Here is a 24284-nt window from a genome sequence, read left to right on the forward strand (position 1 = left end):
TTCCCCGATACAGTACCGGGAAAAGATGGCTGCATAGTTGTTTTTTTATCGTTGTCTACTTGACAGGGGGAACTCCAGGCATAGGGCGTTTTCTTTTGGTCTATGGCGAGGGCCGTGTCGGCGGTTTTTCTTATATAAAGGAAGAATTTTGATAGGGAATAATTACTATTTGGCGAAATACACAGTAGAGGGATTCGCATACTTCATACTCGGAGGTAACTGAGGTGTCAACGCAAGCTGAACGTCGCGCCCGCCGGGCGGCCCGCAAGGCTGCCGGAGTATTCTATACACCTGAGTATATTGTAGATTATATTTTGCAGCAGACGCTGGCAAACCATGATGTTGTAACCAATCCGGTGCCTAAGGTGCTTGATCCGGCTTGCGGCACAGGCAATTTTTTGATTGCTGCCTATGATTTGCTGCTGCATAAATTTGGCGAAATGCTGCCGCTGCTGCGGCAATATTATGCTGACCGGAAGTATATGATCCATGACGGTCAGACCGAGGTCGCTATTGACGGGGCGGCCTACTGGTGCCGGGAAAACCTGCATTACCACCTTGTCAGGCATTGCTTATACGGGGCCGATATTGACGCGCAGGCCATAGCTATTGCGCACGGCCGGTTGTTGGACAAGTGCCGGGAGCGGCCTTTATACCGGCCGGTACCCAATCTGCTGCTAGGAGACAGCCTGATTAAATGGGAAGACAGCAATAAGATTCCGGCAGATATTCCTATGGATGCCGGGCAGCAGCGCCGGTTGGCTGATTTTTGGTCTTGTGGCTATGATTTCATTGTTGGCAATCCTCCATATGTAAGTTTCGGGTTAAACCGGGTAGGTAAAATGACGGTTGTTCAGTCCGATTACCTGCGAGCTAATTATCCCCGTTCGGCCCAGTACAAATTAAGCTATTACGCGTTGTTTCTGGAACGAAGTATCTTAGCGTTAAACCCTGGAGGGTATCTGGGGTTTATTACCCCGGACAGTTATCTTTTGGGCCGCTATTATTCAAAAATACGGCAATATATACTGGATACTTGCAGAATACATGAATTGACACTGGCCGGCAGCAAGGTGTTCAGCGGTGTTCAGGTGGGTATTCCGGTTATTACTGTCTTGTCTAAGGGGGCCAGGCGGCAGCAGGCACATTCTGATGTGCTTGCGGTTAACAAGTTAAACGATTCAGGCAAGGTAACCGTGACACATCAATATTCCCAGAATTATTTTGACCATCAGGCGTACAATCGGTTCCGGCTGTTTTTTAACGCAAAAGATAAAGGCATTATTGATACCATCGAGCAAGCGCCAAACCGCTTCGGTGATTTGACCAAAATCAGGACAGGTATGCGCTCCTTGACGGTTCAGGCGGCAATTAAGAGTAAAAACAGGCAGGGTGACTCCTGGAAGCAGGGGGTAATATCATCTTCACAGGTATTGCCGTTTGGCATTGTTTATCAGGGGGACTGGCTTGATGTTACTCCCGCCAAGCTTAATAAAGGCGGTTGGGATGCCGCGGTGATAGCCGGGCCGAAGATTTTCCTCCGGCAGACCGGCGACAGCCTGATTGCTGCTGTGGATAACTCGGGTTTATACCATTTGAACAATATTCATTCACTGACAGTGCTGGACCCGGGCATCTGTTTGGACTACCTGTCATGTATTCTCAATTCCAGGTTAATGAATTTTTATTATCATATTGTGACTTTAGAAAAAGGGCGGTCTATGGCCCAGGTCGATATTGAGACAGTAGAAAAACTGCCGCTCTGCATTGACCGGGAGCGTGCCGGCCTGCTGGCCGGGCTGGGGAGAACGCTGGCACAGCTGGTTAGCCGGCTGTGTTCGCTGCAGCGCCAGCAGGATAACACCACCTGGTTGTCTGATTTTACTGCCGTTTATCATGAGATGAATCAGGTTGTATACCATATATACGGGTTATCGGCTGATGATGTTTTATATATTGAACAGCATACCGATTCCTATTGGGAAAGGTATAAAGAACTGAAAAAACCAAGAGGCCGTCAGTGGTAGACGGCCTCTTTGGTTTACGGTAACTATCGCTATTGTTTGGGGCGCGCTTTACTATCGTTGGTGGGAGGTAGAACTTTAGCCGCGTTTGCGTTGGATAAGCTGTCGGTTTCTTTGCCGCCGTACGGACCCTGATGGCTTTGCGTTTGACCATGGGGGCCATGTTTTGATTTAAGGTTATTGTCATAAATATTGCTCATATAAATCACCTCCTGACAATAGTGTTCCCTAAATTATAGTTTTAGCGCGTGGCAAATTTCTAAACATGTTGTTTTTTCATTGACCTGGCGATTATACCAGCTCTGGTTACCGTGAAGCCGGTCTTTTATATTGAGTGAAAAGCAAAAACCCGCGCTATATTGCGCGGGTTTTTGCTTTTTACTACATGCATTTAGGGCAGGCACCGCGGTGTTGGTGATAGTCGAACTCGTGGCCGCAGGAAGGGCAGATTTTGCATAACCGGTAGGTACAAATTCTGTATAGTTTATAGTAGCATTTAAAAGTTTTTACACACTCTTTTACTGGCTGGCATTTCATTTTTGGTGGAACACAACAGGACATATCCATGTCTGCGCAGTCGTCCATGTCTGGTTTATCACTACAGCCGTATTTAGGATAATCGTCATCGCACTTCCAATAAGGATTTTTCTTATAAGACTTCATTAAATGCGTTACCTCCTTAATTTTAGATGATTGATGTCCGCCCGCAAAGGGAAAGCGCATCTGCTATATACTATGAAGAATACCCGAAAAATGTTATGTTGTTTTTTAAATCCTATTTTGCGGTGCTGTTTTGCCGCGGTCCATCCTGGCTGCAGCTTTATCCGATGACTAACTCCGCTCTAAGACTCCCGCCTCTCCAGATGGGAGTATATCCCTACGGGCACAGGCGAGCGACTAAGTCCCTGGATAAGGGCGACTCAGCTTCAGATGGGGTTAAAACCCTACCTGAAGCTAAGTCTGCTTTATGGTTTGCCTGTGCCGGGAAAAGTTTGGGGGAGGGTTGTTGTCATCTGCCATTTTTTGATTTTTTGTCACATAAAAATTAGAGCAGGCATATATATAACTAGAATATACAAAGGGGGGAATCTGCATGGACGATAGAGCCGATAGAGCCATTAATGATGCGTGTACCCTAGGTGTGCAAACAGGCACTATTATTGTACGGCAAATCATTGGAGAAAAGGAAAAACAGAAAGCCTTAGATATTCATGTGGTCGTTCCTGAAAGAAAACCGGCTATTGAGCAAATTGTCGATGTGTTTGTGAAAGAAGTGGAAGTTAACAGTGTCGACGTTATTACCGACAAGGTTATTGTTCGCGGTGAATTTGAAATAAAGGCCATTTATGTAGCCGCCTTACCTGACCAGCCTGTACACGCGGTAGAAATTAAGCATTATAAATGGACGCTTGACATTGATATTCCCGGCGCCCGCAGGGGTATGGACGCAGAAGCCAGCGTAGTAGTAGAATTTGTCGACTATGATGTGGATGATCACCACCGTGCATATAAGTACAAAAATTTCGATCCCATTGACTGCGATGATGACGATGACGACGATGACGATGATTGCCACGACCATGACCACGACCACGGTTGTCACGACCATGACCATGATGATTGCGATGATCATCATCACGGGCATCACCACCACCGCAATTGCCGGGAGTTTGATGTATCGGTAATTCTTAAAGTAACCGCCAAGGTTATGACCGACCGGGAAGTAAATATCGGAACAGGAACATTGCCTACCAAGCCTAAAGGATAAGAGGTTAGGGATTGCTAAAAAGGGGGGGGAATAATGGACGACAACACAAGAGTTGCTTCAGCCTCGACAGACACCTTGTCGAGCAACACAAAAAAAGTTGCTGGCGTGACAACTACGGAAAGTGCCGAATTATTATGCGGCTGCCCTGAACCAAGTCTGGAAACCATAGAGGTTGAGCAAGTCCTGGGTGCCGAGATGGCGCAGCGTGTGGTTGAACTGGATATGTTTGTTCCGGCGCAAAAGCCTGATATTGAACAAGTGGTTGACGTGTATGTTAAAGAGGTGGAAATTACCAAAATTGATGTAATCCCGGATAAGGTAGTCGTACGCGGTGAACTGGAAGTAAAAGTAATGTATGTAGCCGACCTGCCGGATCAGCCGGTCCATGCTTTTGAAAAAAGACATATCCGGTTTACCCGGGATATTGAAGTAGCGGGCGCCGAGCCGGATATGAAGGCTACGGCCGATGTTACGGTAGAATTTGTGGACTATGACTTCCACTGCCATCATGACCGGCGCAAAGTGCATATCACTATTGTACTTAAAATATGGACCCGGGTGGTTACTACCACTGAGATGGATGTATTTGCTTTAAGTCCTGTTGATGAAATCGGTGTGTTCGAAAGCAATACCGCCAGCACCTCCAGCTCAGACAAAGTCAGTGCCAGCCAGTTTTCTGACGAGAGTGTGTCGGCTTCCGAGACTGGCGGCGGCCACATAGAAGGCTTTGGTGAACAGAATGTGATTGTAACAGGACCTATGACGCCAACCGCCGGAACACCAACAACGGCCAGTGGTACTGTGACGGTTACAGGCAACACCGTCAATATTAGAACAGGTCCCGGCACCAATTTCCCGATTGTGGCTAAAGTAAACCGGGGAGCAATGTTAACCGTTAAAGAGCAGGCTTTTGGCTGGTACAGAGTGGTGCTGCCTGATGGTAATACTACCGGCTGGATTGCCAGCTGGCTTGTAACCGGCAATTCTTTTTAATTCTGACAGGTTGATAAAGCAGACTTAGCTTCAGAGGAGGAGTACCCTCAGCTGAAGTTTAGTCGCCCTTGCCCGGACGGATAAGCTGCTGTTTAACTCCTGCTTATCCGGGGCGGGTAGGGAGGCTCAGGTCACAAACTAAAATAATGGCCCAGGGATGAACCAAATCCCTGGGCCTTGTTTTCTTATTCCTGTAATCAGAGAGGAGTTGGATGGATGTTTCGGGCAATAAAATATCTTGGCCCGGTTGGGCTGGGAGCTACTTCGCCCCAACTGTTCCGGGCCGAGACCATTGATGGTGAAAGCAAGATTTGTGTGGTTAAACTCTCGGCTAACCGGCTTGGCTCCAAAGTACTGGTAAATGAGCTGTTGGCTGCTCAGTTTGGACGATGGCTCAAGCTGTGTTTTCCGGCAGGAGGAATGATTGATATTTCTGCTGACGTTCTTAATAAAAGCAGGCGCCTGGTAACGGCAGGTGTGCAGGCAGGCCGGCATTTCGGCTGTGAGTATCTAAAGGGAGTCGGGTATGTAAGCAAATATACTTTGCACCGGGCTATAAATAAAGAACAAATGGCCGGAGTCATGCTGTTTGACCACTTGTTTCATAATCCTGATCGGACAGAAAATCGCAAAAATCTGTTAATCCGGAAAGAACAGGCCGGGTATAAGCTGTATGCCATTGATAATTCCCACTTGTTCCGCCGGGGCAAGTGGAATATTGAAATGCTCCGGGGGATGACTGACGGTATAACCCTCAATCGCCGCCGGTCTTACGGGGTGCTGTTAAAGTACTATCTTAGACCAAAGGACTTTTATGCATACACTCAAGCCATCAAGGAGATTTCGCCAGGAGAATTGGCGCAGTTTGTCGAGAGTATTCCGGAGGAGTGGCTGCCGGATAAAGTGGAACGGCAAGCATTGCTTGAGTTTATTACCGCCCGGTGTGAAAAGGTCGGCTGGGTGACTGGGCGGCTAGTGGATTTAATCCCTGATATAAATAGGGGTACCGATATTTACCAGGGTAAATAGTTCCTCTACATGAGAATTGTGCATCCGGACACAGCCGTTGGAGACCATTTTGCCAATCAGCCAGGGAGCGTTAGTTCCATGAACACCGTAGGCATCATAATTAAGGCCCATCCAGCGGGTTCCCAGCACGCCGCCCGGGTTCGTGATTTTAGTGGCAATGGCATAATTGCCAAGCGGTGTGGGGGTCGCAGGCTTGCCGATAGCTACAGGGTATTGCCGGAAAGGACTGTTGCCGTCAAACAAAGTAAGCTGGCGCTGTGATCTCACTATAAGAATATTAGCCCTGGGGATTAGGTGCTTGGCTCTGTCTGTACGGGGAGCGGGTGTTACATCGGTAATGCTGGCAGGCTGATTTTGGCAGTAAGTAATGTAATCCTGGCTTTCGGCAAGTTTAATTCTGCTTAGCGATTGGGGCAAATAGATCATTCTGACATTCATATATTTCAGACCTCCGTTTTCTCCCAAATTCTTGCTACATTATATTCAGAGGCCGCATATTTGGTTAGTGCAATATTTTGTATAAAGGATAGGCAATTTTGGTAAAAATAGGAGTAAAGGTAAAAACGGGAGAATTATGACTATATGAGTGAACAAGCAGAGTCGAATAACAACAGTCCGGCAGGTAGTCTGCTGATTATCGGCGGTCATGAAGATAAAACAGGCAAGTGTTTGATTTTGCAGCACTTTATCGATATGGCCGGTGGGCGGGACAGCCGTATTGTGATCATTGCCACCGCAACTGATGAACCGCGGGCCGTGGGCAATGAGTATAAAGAACTATTTTCTTCCCTGGGTGCCGTCTCGGTTACCAGTATGGCTGTTGCCAACAGGGAAACGGCAAATCAGAGAGAACAGGCTGAAAGTATCAAAAGTGCCACCGGCATATTTTTTACAGGCGGTGACCAACTGCGGCTAACCAGTATTTTAGGTGGGTCGGCAGTAGACGCCGCTCTTCGTGCTGCCTTTAGACAGGGGGCGGTTATTGCCGGGACAAGTGCCGGTGCGGCCGTAATGAGTGAGACTATGATCGTTGGCGGTAATTCCAACGATACTCCGAAAAAATCTTCACTAAGCATGGCTCATGGTATGGGTTTTTTAAGTGAAGGGGTAGTGGATCAGCACTTTGCCCAGCGCGGGCGCATTAACCGCTTGCTGGCGGCTGTAGCGCAAAATCCGCATGTTTTGGGAATTGGCATTGACGAAGATACCGCTCTGGTTGTAGGGCCTGACCGGCTTTGCCGGGTAATCGGCTCACAAACAGTGACCATAATTGATGGCAAAAATATTATTTACTCCAATATTTCCGAGTCTAACCGGGATCAACCTGTGGCTATTTCCAATGTTTTACTGCACATATTGCCTGCAGGCTATGGTTTTGATTTAACCACAAGGCTGCCGATACAGCTTGATTCCAGCAATTAACTTAGGGGGATTTATCATGCAGTTATTATCTGCCCGCTTTATTGTCGGACCTAACCTTTATAGTTATCGTCCGGTTATTAAAGCAATTCTTGATATTGGCATCTATGAAAATATTGCCAGCAATGCGATTACAGGTTTTGTTGGCCGTTTATTGGCATTGCTGCCAGGCTTGTGCCAGCATTCCTGTTCGCGGGGCTATCCGGGAGGTTTTGCTGAGCGTTTGCGGGAAGGCACTTACTTAGCGCATATTTTTGAACATGTGGCACTGGAGATCCAGTCGCTGGCAGGTGAGGAATATGCCTCCGGCTTTGGCAAGACCCGGGGCTCCGGGCGCCAGGGCGTCTATAATATTGTGTTTGGCTGCAAATCGGGGCAGGTCGGGCTGGCCGTCGCCGAGGGTGCATACCGGCTGCTTACAGCAGTGCTTGCCGGACAGGCTTTTGATGTGGAGGCATTGGTTGCTTCGCTGAGAAAAGTAGGTGAAGAGGCTAAGCTTGGGCCAAGTACCCAGGCCATTTATGATGCGGCGCGGCGGCGCGGTATTCCTGTTTTGCGTCCGGAGGCTGAGACTAATTTGCTTATTCTCGGCTATGGCTGCCGGCAGGAGCGGGCTTGGGCCACTGTCAGCAGCAAGACCAGCTCGGTGGCTGTTGATTTGGCCGGAGATAAATTTCTTACCAATACCTTGCTCCGGCAGCATGCCGTTCCGGTGCCGCGAGGCTGTCTGGCCTTAAGCCTGGAGGAAGCGCTGGCTGCGTTTGCTGCTATGGGCACACCGGTTGTTATTAAGCCGGTCGGTGGTAATCATGGCAAGGGGGTTACCTTGCAGATTGTTACCAGCGCTGCGTTGAAACGCGCCTATAGGCTGGCTGCGGAATATGATGAACGGATATTGGTGGAGGAATATATAACCGGCCGCCAGTACCGGTTATGTGTTATCAATGGTAAACTGGTTGCAGGCGCCGAGCGTATACCGGCCCATGTTGTGGGTGACGGACAGCATACCATTGCTGAGCTTATCGATGTGGTTAACTTAGATCCGGCCCGCGGCTTTGGCCATAGCCGGCCGCTGACCAGGCTGGAACTGGATGCTGCGGCTATTCTCACCTTAGCAAGGCAACACCTGACAGCGGCTTCTGTACCTGATGCCGGGCGTGTTGTCTATATCCGTGATAACGCGAATCTAAGCACAGGGGCAACTGCTGCCGATGTTACGGATTGTATTCACCCGGAGACGGTGCGGCAGGTGGAGCGGGCGGTGCGGCTCATAGGGCTGGATATAGCCGGTGTTGATCTTGTTGTTCCCGACATTTCCGAGCCGCTGTCCGGCGGCAATGGGGCCATCATCGAAATCAATGCTGCGCCCGGTCTCCGTATGCATCTGTATCCAAGCCAGGGAATGGCCCGTGATGTGGGTGCGGCCATTGTCGACTATCTGTTTCCCGCCGGTGCCGACGGACGGATACCCATTATAGCTATTACCGGGACTAATGGAAAAACAACGGTAACCAGACTGATTGCCCATACTTTCCGGCAGGCAGGCTACAAAACCGGTATGACCAGTTCTGACGGCATCTATGTCGATGAAAACTGTATTTTGCGGGGCGATACCAGCGGCCCTGCGAGTGCGGCCATGGTATTAGCCGATCCTGCTGTCCAGGTGGCCGTGCTGGAGGTGGCACGCGGCGGTATTATCAGAGGAGGCCTGGGGTACGATTATGCCGATATCGGCATAATTACCAATATTACCGAAGACCATATCGGCCAGGACGGTATTGAAGACCTGGAGGATTTGGCTTATATAAAATCACTGGTAATTGAAACAGTACGCCCGGAGGGCGCAGTGCTGCTAAATGCCGATGACTGCCGGGTGGCGGCGCTCAAATCACGGGCAAAGGCGGAGATTATTTATTTTAGCACCCAGTCGGACAATATTATTGTCCGACGGCATTTAGGGGAAGGCGGCAAAGCGTGTTTTGTCAAAAATGGCAGGATTTACTTGGCTGACGGCAACCGGGAGCAGGCGGTCATTGCTGTCGTGGATGTCCCGCTCACGCTTGGCGGCCTTGCCCATCACAATATTCAAAATGCGGTAATTGCCGTGGCTGCCTGCAGGGCACAAGGACTTTCGCTGGCTGAGATTAGCAGCAGCTTGCGGAGCTTCTGTGAAAATCCTGGCCGGCTGATGCTTATGGATGTTGGAGATTGTAAGGTTTGTGTTGATTATGCACACAACCCTGCCGGTTGCCGGGCGCTGGTAAATACGCTCTGCCGGCTGAATGCCCGGCGGCTGATCGGTGTCATTGCCGCGCCGGGTGATCGGCGGGATGACGTGATTATCAGTCTGGGGCGGATGGCCGGGAAGGGTTTTGACACTGTTTTTATCAAGGAAGATAAGGACTTGCGCGGCCGGAAGCCTGGCGAAACGGCCGCGTTAGTCCGGCGCGGTTTGCTGGAAGCAGGCCTTGCACCGGAGCGGATAACCATTATTGCCGATGAAGTGGCAGCGGTAACTGCCGCTTTGGCTGAAGGTGAGGCCGGGGATTTGATTGCAGTGTTTTACGAAGACTATGACAGTGTTATCCAAACCGTCGCCAAGTTTCGCGAGACACCAACAGCCGGCAGGCTGACCGCTAAGTGTGAGGAACTGGTGGTTGCCGGTATAAGTGTGGAAGGATAATTAAGAAAAAAATGTAAAAACAAAAAGGCTGGTTGCAGGCAAAAACCGGAACAGGTAGAATATAGTAGTATATATTGTCTGTGGAGGTGTTCCGGATGGAAACAAATCATGTAACAGCCGAACAGGAATTGCAGCTGGTAATTTTTCGCTTAGCAAAAGAGGAATATGGTTTGCCAATTACCAAAGTGCAAGAAATAAACCGTCTGGTTCCTATCACGAAATTACCGCAAACGCCGGTATTTATGGAAGGAATTATTAACTTACGCGGACGGATTATCCCGGTAGTGGATTTGAGGAAACGCTTTGGGCTTGAGGTATCCGACTATAACGATGATAGCCGGATTATTATTGTGGAAGTAAATGGACAGACTGTTGGCGTTATTGTTGATGCTGTTGCCGAAGTAGTGAGCATGCCGGCAGCTAATGTAGAACCCCCTCCCCCTTCATTTATCCTTGACGCCAAATATATTCAAGGGGTTGGCAAGCTGGAGGAGCGTCTTCTTATTTTGCTGGAAATTGACCAAATATTGACTTCGCAAGAAACCATTGTGTTAAAGCAGCTTAATGGATAAGGTTTTGGGTATGCTAACAGTGCAGGCTTACGCCAAAATTAATTTGGCATTGGATGTCCTTTATAAACGGCCGGATGGTTATCATGAAGTGGCGATGATTATGCAGGCCGTCAATCTTGCCGATACAGTCACGTTGACCAGTCAGACCGGGAATATTACGCTCAATGTCAATATCCCTGGCTTGCCGGGAGATGCCAGTAATCTGGCATATAGGGCCGCCGCTTTGCTGCAGGAATATGCTGAGCCCGGACAGGGCGTCCATATTGAACTGGACAAGCAGATTCCGCTGGCTGCGGGTTTGGCCGGCGGCAGTGCCGATGCGGCTGCCGTGCTGAAAGGGCTTAATGAATTATGGGGGCTCGATCTCAGTCTTGACGAGCTTGGCAAGCTAGCGGCAAAGCTCGGGTCTGATGTGCCTTTTTGCTTATATAATGGTACAAAGCTGGCTACCGGACGCGGCGAGCTATTAGCACCGTTGCCGGCGCTGCCAGCTTGTTATGTTGTGCTGGCGAAACCGGCTATTGAAGTGCCTACTGCCTGGGTGTACCGGCAGTTTAAAGTAGAACAGGCTGGTCGCAGGCCGGACATTGCGGCTATGAGCAGGTATCTTGCCGAAGGTAATCTTGCCGGGGTGACCGCTAATGTGGCCAATGTGCTGGAAAGTGTAACCATCCCGGCATATCCCGAAATTGCCCGGATTAAAGACCATATGCTTGCTTACGGGGCTATGGCGGCTCTTATGTCCGGCAGTGGTCCGACGGTATTTGGCATTGTCGGCTGCCGGGATCAGGCGGAGGCTATTGCCGGGCGCCTGAGGGATGAAGGGGTGCCTGAGGTATTTGTGGCAGAAACAGTTTAAAGGTGGAATGAAAGTGGAGAGGCGATTAGTACCTATTAAATTAGACAGTTATAAACCGCTCAGGGAAGTAGTGGCTGAAACATTGCGTGAGGCTATCGCCACCGGCATATTGGAGCCTGGCGAACGGTTGATGGAAATTCAACTGGCCGAAGAATTGGGTGTCAGCCGGACGCCGGTCCGGGAAGCCATTCGCAAACTGGAGTTAGAGGGGTTTGTGGTTATGATTCCCCGGCGCGGCACGTATGTGGCTGACTTAACGATAAAAGATATTAACGAAGTGTTTGAGATACGTACCGCGCTTGATGTACTGGCCGCCGGGCTGGCTGTAGAGCGGATCACCGAGGAGGAACTGGAACAGATGGAGCGGCTGCTGGTGGAAATCGGCGATTTAAGTGTGCAAGGTGATGCCGATAAAATCGTTGAAGCCGATGGCCAGTTTCACGACCTTTTGTACAGAGCCAGCCGTAACGACCGTTTGGTAGGTATTATTAATAATCTTAGAGAACAAATTACCCGTTTCCGTTCGATTTCTATGCAATATCCGGGACGTATCCAGAATACAGTGGATGAACACCGGCGTTTGGTGGAGGCTATTGCCAGCCGCAATACCGACCTGGCTCAGCAAATTGCCCGTGAACACATGGAAAATTCTGAACAAACCTTGCTGCAAGATTTGAACGAACGTCGTCGCGCGTAACCTCTCAAAGGAGTGTAAATGAATGTACGATGCCATAATCCTGGCTGGTGGCGAAAACAATGAGCCGTTAGTCCACTATACCTCTCAGCCGTATGAAGCCATGATTGACATTTCCGGTAAACCGATGGTGGAATTCGTCGCCAGGGCACTTGCGGCCTGTCCACAGATTTCCCGGATTTTTGTCGCCGGCCCGCCAGAGGAATTAGCCAAATGTTCGTTTCCTGAACAGACGGTTATTGTGGCTGGCGGTCGTACAATCATGGATACGATTAGCTTGGGAATGAAGGCATTAGAACATGAACGCCTGACGTTAGTTGTGACTGCTGATATTCCACTCATCACGCCGGCAGCCATTGAGGATTTCTTAGCCCAGTGTGCCGGTGTACAAGCCGATCTGTATTATCCCATCGTTGCCCGCAGTGATCATGAACGCCGTTTTCCTGGAAATCAGCGAACCTATGCGCGCCTGCGGGAAGGGACATTTACCGGCGGCAATATTTTTCTCGTTAATCCCCGGATTGTTCCCCATTGTATGGAGGTTGCCGAGCGTATTTTCGCCAACCGGAAAAATCCGTTTAAATTGTGCTGCCAGTTAGGCTGGACTTTTGTTGTGAAGTTTGTTTTAGGGATACTGAAGCTTAATCAGGTTGAAAAACGTGCCGGTGAAATTTTGGGAATCCAAGGCGCCGTTATCAGATCACAGTATGCAGAACTGGGAATTGATGTAGATAAGCCTAGTGACTTAGAGTTAGTCAGGAATTGCTTTTCCCAAGGCTGCTGAGAAACGCGGATATTCCGCGTTTTTTATTTTCCTGACAGTTTGTGTGCTAATCAAGGCCCGGCGCGGGCGGCCTTCTTACCTGTTACAAAATTTTCGTCTATGGCAGGAATTGCACTCTCTATAGAGAATGGGAATAAAAAAATATATTCAGGAGAAAATATTCGGTATTTCCTTGACTGTGGAGGATATTAGTATGGAAAAAGTACGGAAAATGGAACGGGTAGCTGCTTTGACCAAGATTCTGGCAGACAGACCGCAGCATTTATTTTCACTCAGTTATTTTAGCGAGCTATTTGGCTTTGCTAAATCCACCATCTGTGAAGATATTACTACCATCAAAGAAACTATGGGGCATTTTGGCTTAGGTACGGTTGAGACGGTAGCCGGAGCCGCCGGTGGCGTCCGGTTTGTTCCTACTGTGCCGGCAGATGAGGCTGACAAGCTGTTGCATGAGCTGGCCTGCCGGCTGGCTGAACCTGACCGGATTATTCCCGGTGGATTTTTATATATGTCAGACTTGTTGTTTACGCCGCATCTCATGGTCAAAGCGGGAGAAATATTCATGGAACGGTTGGCTCACTTGTCTCCTGATTATATCTTAACGGTGGAAACCAAGGGAATTCCGCTTGCTTTTATGGTGGCCCGTGCCTTTGATTTGCCGCTTATTACTGTCAGGCGCGGCAGCAGGGTGACGGAAGGCTCGTCGGTCAGCATTAACTATGTAACCGGTTCATCCAAACGGATTCAAACCATGTCGCTGCCTAAGCGGGCGTTGCCGGCCGGTGCCAGAGTGCTGGTTATTGATGATTTTATGAAGGCCGGCGGCACTGCCAAGGGCATGGTTGACCTGGCGCAGGAAGTGGGGGCTGAAGTGACAGGCATTGGTGTGCTGGTCGCCACTGCCGAGCCTGAACACAAATTGGTGGAGGACTACCTGGCGCTGCTTATTTTACATGATATTGATGAACATACTAAAGTAACAGATATCAGACCGGTGCTAACAACCGGTTAATATTGGTGAAGCCTCCTGCTGCTTGAGGCTCATCAGTATTTCAATAAGGAGGAAGAACGTGTGTCCGAAAACAGAAACAAGGTAACACTGACTGACATTGAGAAAGCCCGGGAGGCGTTAGCCGGTGTTATTCACCACACTACCCTTGACAGAAGCAATACCTTTAGTGAACTGACTGGCAATGAAATTTTTTTAAAACTGGAAAATTTGCAAAAGACCGGGTCGTTTAAAATCCGGGGTGCTTATAATAAAATTAACAACTTAACGCCGGCGGAAAAGGCGCGGGGGGTCATTGCCGCCTCGGCCGGCAACCATGCCCAGGGCGTTGCCTATGGTGCCAAGCGGGCAGGGATTAAGGCTACTATTGTTATGCCTGAGATTGCGCCTTTAGCCAAAATTACGGCTACCCGGGGGTATGGGGCCGAAGTTGTACTGGCCGGAGGAGTTTATGATGAAGCTTACAGCCGGGCGGTTGAATTGCAGGCCGAAAATGGTCAGACTTTCATTCATGCCTTCAACGATCCGGCGGTTATTGCCGGACAGGGGACTATCGGCCTTGAAATCCTGCAGGACCTGGAAGATGTTGACGCCGTTGTCGTGCCTGTCGGCGGCGGCGGCATGATTGCCGGTATCGCTGTGGCGGTAAAAGAAATGGCGCCTCACGTAAAGGTATATGGCGTACAGGCGCAAGGTGCGCCGGCTATGTATATGTCGAAAAAGGCGCATGCCATCAAGACCACCAAAGATGCCGAAACGTTTGCTGACGGTATTGCGGTAAAGATTCCGGGAGATGTAACCTTTGGTTTGATAGATACATATGTGGATGATATTGTCGTCATTGATGACGAAGCCATTGCCAATACCATTTTGATGCTGTTGGAACGGGCTAAACTGATGGTCGAAGGAGCGGGAGCCATCAGTCTTGCCGCTGTCCTGAATGATAAAATTCCGGCTAAAGGAAAAATTGTCAGTGTTATTTCCGGTGGTAATGTTGACGTCAACTTTATCTCCCGCATTATCGAGCGCGGCTTAGTTAAAGCCGGACGCCGCGTGCGGCTGCAGACCGTTGTTGTCGACAGGCCGGGCAGCCTGCAGCGTCTCTTAAGCAATATTGCCCGGCTGCAGGCTAATGTACTGTATGTATCCCATGACCGGGTAGAACGGCATGTGCCTTTGGGGCAGGCCGTTGTGGAAATTGGCCTGGAAACCCGGGATGTTCTCCATACCGAGCATATTATGGCCTCGCTGCGCCATGAAGGGTATACGGTAGAGATTATTTAAAGGAATTTAGCTGTTTGTGTCGAAGCGTTATAGTTGTTTGGTTTCAATTGGCCTGGCTTACTTTTGTTAGACCAGGCCGTGAATGGAGGTATATGGATGTCACAACTGTTGGCCGTCATTCTGGCAGCCGGGAAAGGCACACGGATGAAATCGGCCTTGCCCAAGGTTTTGCACCAGGTAGGCGGCAAACCCATGGTTCAGCATGTGCTGGATGCGGCAACCTTCGCCGGCGCAACCAAAAACGTCGTTATCGTAGGTTTTGGCGCGCAAAGTGTAGTGGATGCACTGCAGGGACAGGCGGAATTTGCAGTCCAGTCTGAACAACTGGGAACGGGTCATGCCGTTATGCAGGCCCGAAACGAACTTGTCTGTTTTAATGGCACAGTTATGGTGCTGTGTGGCGATACGCCGCTGCTGACCGGAGAACTCTTGCGCACACTCTATGCAGAGCATACTCAGGCTCAGGCGGCAGCAACCGTGCTGACGGCTATCATGCCTGAACCGGCAGGGTATGGACGGGTTATCCGGGATACTGCCGGACAGGTTGTTAAAATTGTCGAGCACAAAGATGCCGGCCCGGCCGAACTGGCAGTGAAAGAAATCAATACCGGCATCTATTGTTTTGAGGCAAAACTGCTGCTTAAGGCGCTGGAGGGTTTGACCTGCAATAATGCTCAGGGCGAGTATTATCTGACAGATGTTATTGCTATTTTAAACGGCCAGGGGCAGAAAGTATGCGCAGTGAGTGCTGCCGACCACCGTGAGACTATGGGGATTAATTCCCGGGTTCACCTGGCAGAAGCCGAAGGTATAATCAGGCGGCGCAAGCTGGAAACACTGATGGAAAATGGTGTTACCATTATGGACCCGAACAGCACTTTTATTGATTCTCAGGTAGAAATCGGGCCTGATACCATTATTTATCCGTTTACCTGGATTGAGGGCTGCAGCCGGATTGGTGCCAATTCCGTTATCGGACCAAGCAGCCGTCTTGCCGATACCATTGTCGGTGATGACAGTATTCTTCACTTCACTTATGCGCATGACTGCACGGTTGGCAATCATGTAACCGTCGGTCCTTATGTCCATCTCAGGCCGCACACCGAACTAAAAGACGGAGTTAAAATCGGAAATTTTGTGGAAGTGAAAAATACGCTTGTCGGTGAAGGCAGCAAGATTCCCCATCTCAGTTATATTGGCGACACCGATATGGGGGCCGGCGTCAATATCGGCTCAGGCACTATCACGGTCAATTATGATGGCAAAAACAAACATCGCACTACTATTGAAGATGACGCCTTTATTGGCTGCAATACGAACCTGGTGGCACCGGTTACTGTTGGGCAGGGTGCCTATGTGGCGGCAGGCTCCACCATTACCAAAAATGTTCCCCCCGGTTCTCTGGGAGTAGCACGCGCCCGTCAAAATAATATTGAGGGTTGGGCGGAAAAACAGCGGAGGTAATTAAAAAAATGGATAAAAAACGATTGCGGATATTCAGCGGCAACGCCAATCCGGTGTTGGCTCAGGAGATTGCCGCTTATCTTGGTTTGACAGTGGGAGATGCTTTTGTCGGCCGGTTTAATAACGGCGAAATTCAGGTTATGATTGACGAGAGCGTGCGCGGCACCGATGTATTCATCGTTCAGCCGACAAACTACCCGGTAAATGACAATATGATGGAATTACTGATTATGATTGATGCCGTTAAGCGGGCTTCGGCCAGAAATATTACGGCAGTTATTCCTTACTATGCTTACGCCCGTCAGGATAGGAAAACGCGTGGCCGTGAGCCTATTTCAGCGAAGCTTATGGCCAACCTCTTAACGACAGCCGGCGCTACCCGGGTTGTCACCATGGACCTCCATGCCGGGCAGATTCAGGGTTTCTTTGATATTCCGGTGGATAACCTGCCGGGTGTGCCTACGCTGGCCGAATATATCATGTCCCTGAACCTGGAAGATTTGGTTGTAGTGTCGCCGGACTTAGGCGGTGTATCGAGAGCGCGGCAATTTGCCGACAGGATGCACGCTCCGATAGCCATTATTGAAAAACGCCGGCCGGCTCCGGGGGTTGCCGAAGTGATGAACCTTATCGGCAATGTCGAAGGGAAAACCGCTGTTATTGTTGATGATATTGTCGATACAGCCGGTTCACTGACCGAAGGGGCCAATGCCTTAACCAGAATGGGTGCCAAAACGGTATATGCCTGCTGTACCCACGCCGTCTTAAGCGATCCGGCAGTAGAGCGTATTGCGAAATCTAATATTACTGAACTTATTGTTACTAATACTATCCCCATGCCGGAAGCCAAACTGCATCCCAAGATCAAGGTATTGTCGGTTGCGCCGCTGTTAGGGGAAGCCATTATTCGTATTTTTGGCGAACTATCGGTTAGCAAGTTGTTTGACAACTAAGGCTATAAGGGAGGCAATGCAATAGGGCGCGAATATCGCGCCCTATTTGTAAATAAACATCTATATGAGCAGCTATTGGATTACCCGGGCTCAGCCGGCTGATATTGCGGCCATTGCCCGCTTATTTACTGAGAGCTTTTTAAGCAGTGTGCTGCACCATTGCGGTGGCCGCTTGCCTAAACCGCAGGCGATGGAAGATGTCTTCAGCCTGGTTTATGCCGCTGAGCCGGAGGCGGCGCTGATTGCCAAGGATGAGACCGGACGGCTTATTGGCTATTGTTTTGCCCCTGTACGCATAGAGCGCCTGTGGCGTAAAGCCATTACCGGCGGACATCTGATTATATGGGCCTGGCGCTGGCTGACAGGCCAATATGGTTTTGGCCTGCATCCGGTCAAAATAATTATTCTCAATAAACTGGCCTTTCTGCGCTCTGCCGCTACTCCCGGCAAAGCCGCCAATGCCCGCATTTTATCCGTTGCGGTGGCCGCTGATGCACGGGGGCGGGGGATTGCCAGCGCTCTTATGGCTGAGGCTGATGCCTATTTTCGCCAGCAGCAGGCGAGAAGGGTGCGCCTGGAGGTAAGACCGGACAATCATTCGGCCATCAGAGTTTATGAAAAGCTGGGATATTATTCCGGCGGGACGACCTATGACTCTCAGGGTCCGTGGCTTATCATGTTCAAAGATTTTTCCTGAAACGAGGGTAGTATGCTATGTTTGACACCAATGTCCGGCTAATCAGCATGCTGGGATTATTGACCGTGGTAGTGACCATCGGTTTGGTACTGGATTACTTTCGCATCATCAAACGACCGGTTCGCCTTGGTCTGAGTATAGCAGTGCTTGGCATTATTATCGGTTTTGTTTTGACCTTGAATGCCGTAATGCCTAGAAATCACTTTTACGGGCCGGTATATTCCGAAATCAGGACAAGCCAAAAGCTGGTGGCGCTTACTTTTGATGACGGGCCATATCCGCCCTATACCGGTCAGCTGCTTGATTTATTAAAGGAAAAGCAGGTACCGGCCACCTTCTTTGTTGTCGGCCAAAATGTCGCAAAACATCCTGAGCTGTTGCGGCGGATTGTCGCCGAAGGACACCAGGTAGGCAACCATACATATAATCATGTTGATTTGCTGAAAGCCGACCGTCAAGCCATCATTAGCGAGATTGAAAAAAACAATCAGGTGATTGCCGATGTTATTGGTTATGCGCCCCATGTCATGCGCCCGCCGCATGGCTTCCGGGATGCTGTTGTCATGGACATTATGGCCGAATATAAGCTAAAGGTAGTCGAATGGTCGGTTGCCAGTCGCGATTGGGTCAATCCGGGAGCTGAGGTAATTGCCGAGCGGACGTTAGGCAAGATAAAAAACGGCTCAGTCGTCCTGCTGCATGATGGTGACGGGGTTGCTGCCAAGCTGCCGCGTTCCCAGACGATAGCGGCGACCCGGATCATTATTGACAGGCTAGCGGCCGAGGGCTACCGGTTTGTTACGGTTGATGAAATTCTCAACATGTCGGAGGAATAAATGAAAATTGTTGTAGGTCTGGGTAATCCCGGACAGGAATACAGCGCCACCCGCCACAATATCGGCTTTATGGCGGTAGATAAACTGGCAGAGCGGTGGGCGGTCACCGCCTGGCGTGAGCGTTATAACGCGCAGGTGGCCGAATACCGGGGCGAGGAAACTGTTTTATTAGTAAAACCGCAAACCTTTATGAATTTAAGCGGCCGTGCGATAGTACCGCTGGCTGCTTTCTATAAAGTTGCCTATGAAGATATTATCGTTATCTATGATGACCTGGATTTGCCTGTCGGACGGCTGCGTCTCAGACTGAAGGGCGGTTCAGGCGGACATCGCGGGATAGAATCACTCCTGTATGAGTCAGGCAAAGACGATTTTTCCCGGGTGAGAATCGGCATTGGGCGTCCGCCGCAAGGTTGGGAGACAGCAAACTATGTGCTGGGACGGTTTTCACCGGAGGAAGCACCTGTTATCAGCGAGGCTCTGGGACAGACCGCTGATGCTGTCGAATGCATTATCAAAGAAGGCTTTTCCAAGGCCATGAATACATTTAATAAAGGGTAACAAAATCATGATTACAACACTTTACGCGGATAAAAACGGAGAAATATTTGATGCTCCCGGTTGTCCGGCGGTGGGGCGTCTGGGAGAAACCTGTCTGGCCTTGCGGCCGGAAGATATGATTCCGCTGCCGGAAGGGGCGCAAATGATGTTTTTGCCGGGACGGGATGCGCTCTGCATGGCAGACGGCGCTGCCCGGAAGCTAAAGGGACGCCTGGCGGTGGCCGCTATGCTGCCTGTCGGCTATACCCGCACCTTGCTGCCTGCTTATACAAACCGTCCGAATGCACCGCAGCTGCCCTTATATGGCTATACGGCAGCCGCACTGGTTAATGATGAGATTTATGTGGCCGCACACAAAACAGCAGATAATACCAAATGGCATCCTTACCGCTATAACACTCCCGGCTTAAAGAAACGGGTAGCGCAGGTCAAGCGGGATTTGCCCAATAACCGTCTGGTAGAGCATTTGGCTAATTGTTCGCTTGTCTGGCACTGCTGTACTGCGCAGAACCTTTTTTACCGGCGGTGGGAAGCCGGTATTCCAGTCTCCCCGGCCTGTAACGCCAATTGTCTGGGCTGTATCTCGCTCCAGCCGTCAGAATGCTGCCCGGCACCGCAGAGCCGAATCACGTTTGCTCCCAAGCCGGCAGAAATCGCTGCCATTGGCTTGTACCACCTGACCCATGCGCCTGATCCCATTATCAGTTTTGGCCAGGGGTGTGAAGGTGAGCCCTCGCTGGCAGCTGAGGCTATTGCCGAGAGTATTACGAGTATCCGGAGCAAAACGGCACGCGGTCAGATTAACATTAATACCAACGCCGGCTTCACCCAGGGGATCAAAACCATTGCAGCTGCCGGTTTAAATAGTATGCGGGTAAGTATTATCAGCGCTTTGCCGGCTACCTATCAGGCTTATTATCAAACACAGTACAGTCTTGACGATGTTAAAAGCTCCATTGCCTACGCCAAACGGCAGGGCGTATATGTCTCACTCAATATGCTGCTGTTTCCCGGGCTTAACGACCGCCGGGAGGAACAGGCTGCGTGGCTGGAATTTCTGGCAGAAACCGGTGTAGACATGATCCAGCTCCGCAATCTTAATTTTGATCCTGATGCCTTTTTGGCAGCCATGCCTGCAGGCGGTCAGCCTGGCGGCATAAGACCTTTCCTCCAAGCCATTACCGACAATTTGCCGGCTGTCAAGCTGGGGAGTTTTACGGAAACAATATAGTGGTTATAGCAAAAAAACGTTTTGTGTTACTGCACAAAACGTTTTACCATTTTGAATTAATAGTGGTAATTAAGCAATTTTGCAAGCTCTTCAGTGTCTGCTAACCTTTTAGTCACTTTTGACCTTGCTGTTTGCGATAATTCTGTTATTAAAAGATCGGCAATATATAGCGGTGCCGTCATCGAATTGTGATAGGATAAGCTGTCATATTCACAAGGTAATATAATATCCGAGTACGGTACTAACGGTGCGGCAAAGCCATCAGTAATTGTTATTATTGATGGCTTTCTTAATTTTCGGATGGCCTTTACCATTTCTATTGTGGAGTTGGCATAACGTGGCAGACTAATTACAATCATCAAATCATCGGTGGTAATATTTAAAATTTGATCAATGTCTTGCCCTGCCGGGGGCAGCAGTTCACAATTGTCCAGCTGCTGGGCCAAAGATTGGTACAAAAAGAAGGCAATGGTGAAGGAAGTTCTTGCACCTAAGAAATAAATACTTCTAGCTTTTTTAATAAGTCGTATTGATTCTTGAATTACTTCTTCGGTTAGCATTTCCTGGGTATTTCTAATGTTATCTATCTGTTTTTCAGCACATTTTGTTATCAGAGAAGCTTCGTTAGCCATTTCCAGGTTCTTTTCGAGCCTGGATTCCGGAGATAACTTTCTCCGGATATAGTTTTGCAGTTCTTTTTGCAATTCAGAATAGCCGCTAAAGCCTAGACTGAAAGCAAAGCGCATAACCGTAGTGGTGCTGGTGCCAATACTTGCGGCTATTTGATCAAGGGTTTGAAAAGATGCTTCGACAAGATTATTTTGAATATATTCAGAAACCTGAAGCTGTGCTTTGGTTAAATCATTAGTACTGCTTTGAATTTTTTGCAATATGTTTAGTTTCATCATACCATCCTAACTCCTGCCAATATCTTTGTTATCTATTATAGTATCTTAATTTATGAATTGGCAATGTTTTTGAATTTTCAGGTCATATTCTTGACATTTGGCAAATGAGGTAGTATTCTAAAATTACAATTGTAGTATTTAATACAAATTTATTTAAATATTATAGTATTTAATACAAATAATTAAACAAGCAACCGGGCAATTGTTGAAGGAAGGTAGCAAGTAGTACTTGTTGAATAACTTGAAGGCCATATTGGAGCTAAAAATTAGCAATGAGAGGTTAACCGTAATATGAGGATAGTCAACATTTTATATTTTTGTTGAATTTAATTCAACAAAAATATAAAATGTTGACTATTATTCGATAAAATGATAACATAAATTTGCAGCAGTTATCGGGTTTAAGTAGAAAATCGGCTTTAGCAAGGAGGTATGGATCAGGTTTAACGGCAGATGCGGCAGGTAGAATTTTTTGGTGTATCGGTCTAATTACAAAATTCGGGAAGGGGTTGTATTCATGAAGATCGTTTTGACGGGAAAAAAGGGGATCCCTGCGCAGATAGTTATAGCCTTTATTCTTAGTATTGTAGTCGGATTAATGTATCCCGCTTTTTCGAAGTCTATTAAGCCGTTGGGAGACATTTTTATTACACTAATCAGAATGATTATTGTACCGGTAATTTTTTGTACGATTACCACCGGTATTGCCGGTATGGGCGATATGCAGAAATTAAAACGGGTAGGCACTAAGATGCTGGTCGTTTATGTTGGCATGACATTTGTGGCATGTGTTATTGGACTAGGCGTGGGCTATCTGGTTCGTCCGGGAATGGGTGTTACGATGGCGACAACTGAAGCATTCACCCAAGTAGTTAAAACACCAAGTATTGGCGACTTTTTACTGATGATGATACCCTCAAATTTTGTGGGGGCACTGGCTAAAGGCGATATTGTGCAGGTTTTGGTATTAGGTATTTTTGTAGGGGTTGCCCTTGTAGGCCTCGGCAACAGGGCTTCGGCGGTTAAAGACTTATTAGAGCAGGGCGCAAGAGTCAGCTTCTACATTATCGACATTATCATGCTGTACTCGCCCATTGGCGTATTTGCACTGATGGCCAATGCGGTGGCGGTTTACGGGGTTTCGGTTTTTGGTGCGATGATGAAATATATTCTTGCTGATTATCTTGCTGCGCTGATCATCGCAGTCCTGGTTTTTATCCTGCCGCTGATGTTGTATGCGAGAATTAATATTATTAAAGCTTTTAAAGATATAGGCGCCGTTTTCGTTATGGCTACATCAACCTGCAGCAGTGCGGCTACCCTGCCTTTGGCGATGGAAACAGCCACAAAGAAATTTAAACTGCCTCAATGGCTTGTTGATTTTTGCCTGCCGCTGGGAGGTACCGTCAACTCGACCGGGGCCGCTATGTATAAAGCAATTCTTATTGTTTTTGCGGCTGATTTTTATGGACTTACGTTATCTATTGAGCAAATGGTTGTAACTGTGCTGATTTCGACCATGCTTTCTGTTGCTGCGCCGGGAATTCCCGGTGGCGGGATTGTCATGAGCGCTATTATGTTGAATCTGATGGGGCTGCCGTATGAAATTGCCGGTATGCTTGCCGGCATATACCGGATGATTGATATGGTCCATACCCCGCTGAATGTAATTGGCGATATCGTAGGGGCAGTTTTGATTGGCAAAAGTGAAGGCATTTGGTCAAATGAAGAATATATGAGGGAAAATGAAGCCTAACTGTGGGCAGTTCAAAGGCGAAGAGGAGGTAATTATGTCAAACGCAGGCTGCAGAATCTTTTTAAAAATTAACCGTCCCGACAGAGAGCTGCTGGAAGGTTTTAGCGGTGTACCGGTGGCCAATATTGCTGATGAAATGAATCGCTTCAGTTGTGTGGATGCGCGGATTAAGCCTTTTAACTCCCGCCCTTTGCTGGGGACGGCCTTTACCGTGAAAGTAAGAGTGGCTGATAATTTGCTGCTTCATAAGGCGTTAGAACTGGCCCAGCCTGGAGATGTTATCCTGGTTGATGCCCAGGGAGATATGGCCAATGCGATAACCGGTGAAATTATGATGCTGACAGCCGACAAGAAAGGCCTGGCCGGTGTGGTTGTCGATGGGGCGGTGCGTGATGCCAAGGCATTGCAAGAATTGAATATGCCTGTATATGCGGCGGGGGTTACGCCCAGGGGGCCGTACAAGGACGGTCCCGGTGAAATCAATGTGCCGGTATGTATTGGCGGGGTGGTTGTCAACCCCGGGGATATTGTGGTCGGGGATGCGGACGGTATTGTAATCATCAATCCGGCCGATGCTGTGTCGATACAGGCAAGGGCTAAGGAAAAGCTGGTTAAAGAGCAGGCGATACTTCAGGGAATCAGGGATGGCCTTCCCCGGGACAAAAGCTGGGTGGATAAAACTCTAAAAGCGCTGAACTGCGAGATTATTGATGATTACTATCGGTAAAGGCAGCAGCTTGCCCTGCCGGATGCGGCAAAC

At 48.9% G+C, this 24284-nt stretch carries 23 protein-coding genes and 1 pseudogene; 20 read left to right on the plus strand and 4 right to left on the minus strand.

The annotated features are described in order from the left end of the window. The first annotated feature begins 224 nt into the window (after positions 1-224). A complete protein-coding gene (locus GT1_RS08600) occupies positions 225-2027 on the plus strand; it encodes an Eco57I restriction-modification methylase domain-containing protein (protein WP_188398368.1) in 1803 nt (600 codons plus the stop codon). Between the two features lie 29 nt (positions 2028-2056). Here the strand turns inward: GT1_RS08600 and GT1_RS08605 are convergent, their stop codons facing one another. Continuing rightward, positions 2057-2224, minus strand: a complete 168-nt coding sequence (locus tag GT1_RS08605) for a hypothetical protein (protein ID WP_188398369.1) — start codon at positions 2222-2224, stop codon at positions 2057-2059. Positions 2225-3117: 893 nt separating this feature from the next. Here GT1_RS08605 and GT1_RS22730 point away from each other — a divergent pair. Then, positions 3118-3501, plus strand: a pseudogene (locus GT1_RS22730) (DUF3794 domain-containing protein); the annotation flags it as partial. Here GT1_RS22730 and GT1_RS22735 read toward each other — a convergent pair. Then, the gene (locus tag GT1_RS22735; protein WP_373325901.1) at positions 3382-3804 is read right to left on the minus strand and encodes a DUF412 family protein; all 423 of its coding nucleotides are present in this window, start codon (positions 3802-3804) and stop codon (positions 3382-3384) included. The pseudogene GT1_RS22730 and the gene GT1_RS22735 sit on opposite strands and share 120 nt — an antisense overlap. Before the next feature lie 21 nt (positions 3805-3825). Here GT1_RS22735 and GT1_RS08615 point away from each other — a divergent pair, with 21 nt between their 5' ends. Further along, on the plus strand, positions 3826-4785 hold the full coding sequence (locus GT1_RS08615; protein WP_109298158.1) for an SPOCS domain-containing protein: 960 nt from the start codon (positions 3826-3828) through the stop codon (positions 4783-4785). A gap of 216 nt (positions 4786-5001) precedes the next feature. Continuing rightward, entirely contained in the window at positions 5002-5814 is an 813-nt protein-coding gene (locus tag GT1_RS08620) for a HipA family kinase (protein ID WP_188398370.1), read from the plus strand. On the opposite strand, the gene GT1_RS08625 is transcribed toward GT1_RS08620, so the two are convergent. Next, positions 5767-6252, minus strand: a complete 486-nt coding sequence (locus GT1_RS08625) for a L,D-transpeptidase (protein ID WP_188398371.1) — start codon at positions 6250-6252, stop codon at positions 5767-5769. The two genes, GT1_RS08620 and GT1_RS08625, sit on opposite strands and share 48 nt — an antisense overlap. Before the next feature lie 144 nt (positions 6253-6396). Here GT1_RS08625 and GT1_RS08630 point away from each other — a divergent pair, with 144 nt between their 5' ends. From GT1_RS08630 to GT1_RS08695, 14 genes are all read left to right on the plus strand, one after another. Further along, positions 6397-7236: a cyanophycinase gene (locus GT1_RS08630; RefSeq protein WP_075752350.1), complete on the plus strand. Its 840-nt coding sequence runs from the start codon at positions 6397-6399 to the stop codon at positions 7234-7236. A gap of 16 nt (positions 7237-7252) precedes the next feature. Continuing rightward, positions 7253-9916: a cyanophycin synthetase gene (cphA, locus tag GT1_RS08635; RefSeq protein WP_188398372.1), complete on the plus strand. Its 2664-nt coding sequence runs from the start codon at positions 7253-7255 to the stop codon at positions 9914-9916. A 95-nt stretch (positions 9917-10011) separates the two neighbouring features. After that, complete coding sequence (locus tag GT1_RS08640; RefSeq protein WP_188398373.1) at positions 10012-10488, plus strand: chemotaxis protein CheW; 477 nt, start codon at positions 10012-10014, stop codon at positions 10486-10488. A 10-nt stretch (positions 10489-10498) separates the two neighbouring features. Further along, complete coding sequence (gene ispE / locus GT1_RS08645; RefSeq protein ID WP_188398374.1) at positions 10499-11347, plus strand: 4-(cytidine 5'-diphospho)-2-C-methyl-D-erythritol kinase; 849 nt, start codon at positions 10499-10501, stop codon at positions 11345-11347. Positions 11348-11360: 13 nt separating this feature from the next. Continuing rightward, positions 11361-12044 (plus strand): GntR family transcriptional regulator, encoded by a 684-nt coding sequence (locus tag GT1_RS08650; protein ID WP_075752356.1) that lies wholly within the window; start codon positions 11361-11363, stop codon positions 12042-12044. Between the two features lie 22 nt (positions 12045-12066). Then, on the plus strand, positions 12067-12825 hold the full coding sequence (locus tag GT1_RS08655) for an NTP transferase domain-containing protein (RefSeq protein ID WP_075752358.1): 759 nt from the start codon (positions 12067-12069) through the stop codon (positions 12823-12825). Positions 12826-12952: 127 nt separating this feature from the next. Then, entirely contained in the window at positions 12953-13837 is an 885-nt protein-coding gene (purR, locus tag GT1_RS08660) for a pur operon repressor (RefSeq protein WP_223226129.1), read from the plus strand. 60 nt (positions 13838-13897) lie between these two features. Beyond that, complete coding sequence (gene ilvA / locus GT1_RS08665; RefSeq protein ID WP_075752362.1) at positions 13898-15118, plus strand: threonine ammonia-lyase; 1221 nt, start codon at positions 13898-13900, stop codon at positions 15116-15118. 96 nt (positions 15119-15214) lie between these two features. After that, a complete protein-coding gene (glmU, locus tag GT1_RS08670) occupies positions 15215-16582 on the plus strand; it encodes a bifunctional UDP-N-acetylglucosamine diphosphorylase/glucosamine-1-phosphate N-acetyltransferase GlmU (protein WP_188398375.1) in 1368 nt (455 codons plus the stop codon). Between the two features lie 8 nt (positions 16583-16590). Further along, positions 16591-17535: a ribose-phosphate pyrophosphokinase gene (locus GT1_RS08675; protein ID WP_075755887.1), complete on the plus strand. Its 945-nt coding sequence runs from the start codon at positions 16591-16593 to the stop codon at positions 17533-17535. 64 nt (positions 17536-17599) lie between these two features. Beyond that, positions 17600-18232: a GNAT family N-acetyltransferase gene (locus GT1_RS08680; protein WP_188398376.1), complete on the plus strand. Its 633-nt coding sequence runs from the start codon at positions 17600-17602 to the stop codon at positions 18230-18232. A gap of 17 nt (positions 18233-18249) precedes the next feature. Beyond that, positions 18250-19068: a polysaccharide deacetylase family protein gene (locus GT1_RS08685; RefSeq protein ID WP_188398377.1), complete on the plus strand. Its 819-nt coding sequence runs from the start codon at positions 18250-18252 to the stop codon at positions 19066-19068. Beyond that, entirely contained in the window at positions 19069-19629 is a 561-nt protein-coding gene (gene pth / locus GT1_RS08690) for an aminoacyl-tRNA hydrolase (RefSeq protein ID WP_188398378.1), read from the plus strand. It abuts the gene before it with no gap. A 7-nt stretch (positions 19630-19636) separates the two neighbouring features. Next, entirely contained in the window at positions 19637-20860 is a 1224-nt protein-coding gene (locus tag GT1_RS08695; RefSeq protein ID WP_188398379.1) for a radical SAM protein, read from the plus strand. A 56-nt stretch (positions 20861-20916) separates the two neighbouring features. On the opposite strand, the gene GT1_RS08700 is transcribed toward GT1_RS08695, so the two are convergent. After that, positions 20917-21768 carry a MurR/RpiR family transcriptional regulator gene (locus GT1_RS08700; protein ID WP_188398380.1) on the minus strand — a complete coding sequence of 284 codons (852 nt, stop codon included), beginning with the start codon at positions 21766-21768 and terminating at the stop codon, positions 20917-20919. A 517-nt stretch (positions 21769-22285) separates the two neighbouring features. Here GT1_RS08700 and GT1_RS08705 point away from each other — a divergent pair. Both GT1_RS08705 and GT1_RS08710 read left to right on the plus strand, forming a co-directional pair. Beyond that, positions 22286-23524 carry a dicarboxylate/amino acid:cation symporter gene (locus GT1_RS08705; RefSeq protein ID WP_188398381.1) on the plus strand — a complete coding sequence of 413 codons (1239 nt, stop codon included), beginning with the start codon at positions 22286-22288 and terminating at the stop codon, positions 23522-23524. Between the two features lie 34 nt (positions 23525-23558). Next, the gene (locus GT1_RS08710) at positions 23559-24251 is read left to right on the plus strand and encodes an RraA family protein (protein ID WP_075752380.1); all 693 of its coding nucleotides are present in this window, start codon (positions 23559-23561) and stop codon (positions 24249-24251) included. Positions 24252-24284: the final 33 nt, after the last annotated feature.

The organism is Sporomusa sp. GT1 (genome assembly GCF_014634905.1).
Classification (GTDB): domain Bacteria; phylum Bacillota; class Negativicutes; order Sporomusales; family Sporomusaceae; genus Sporomusa; species Sporomusa sphaeroides.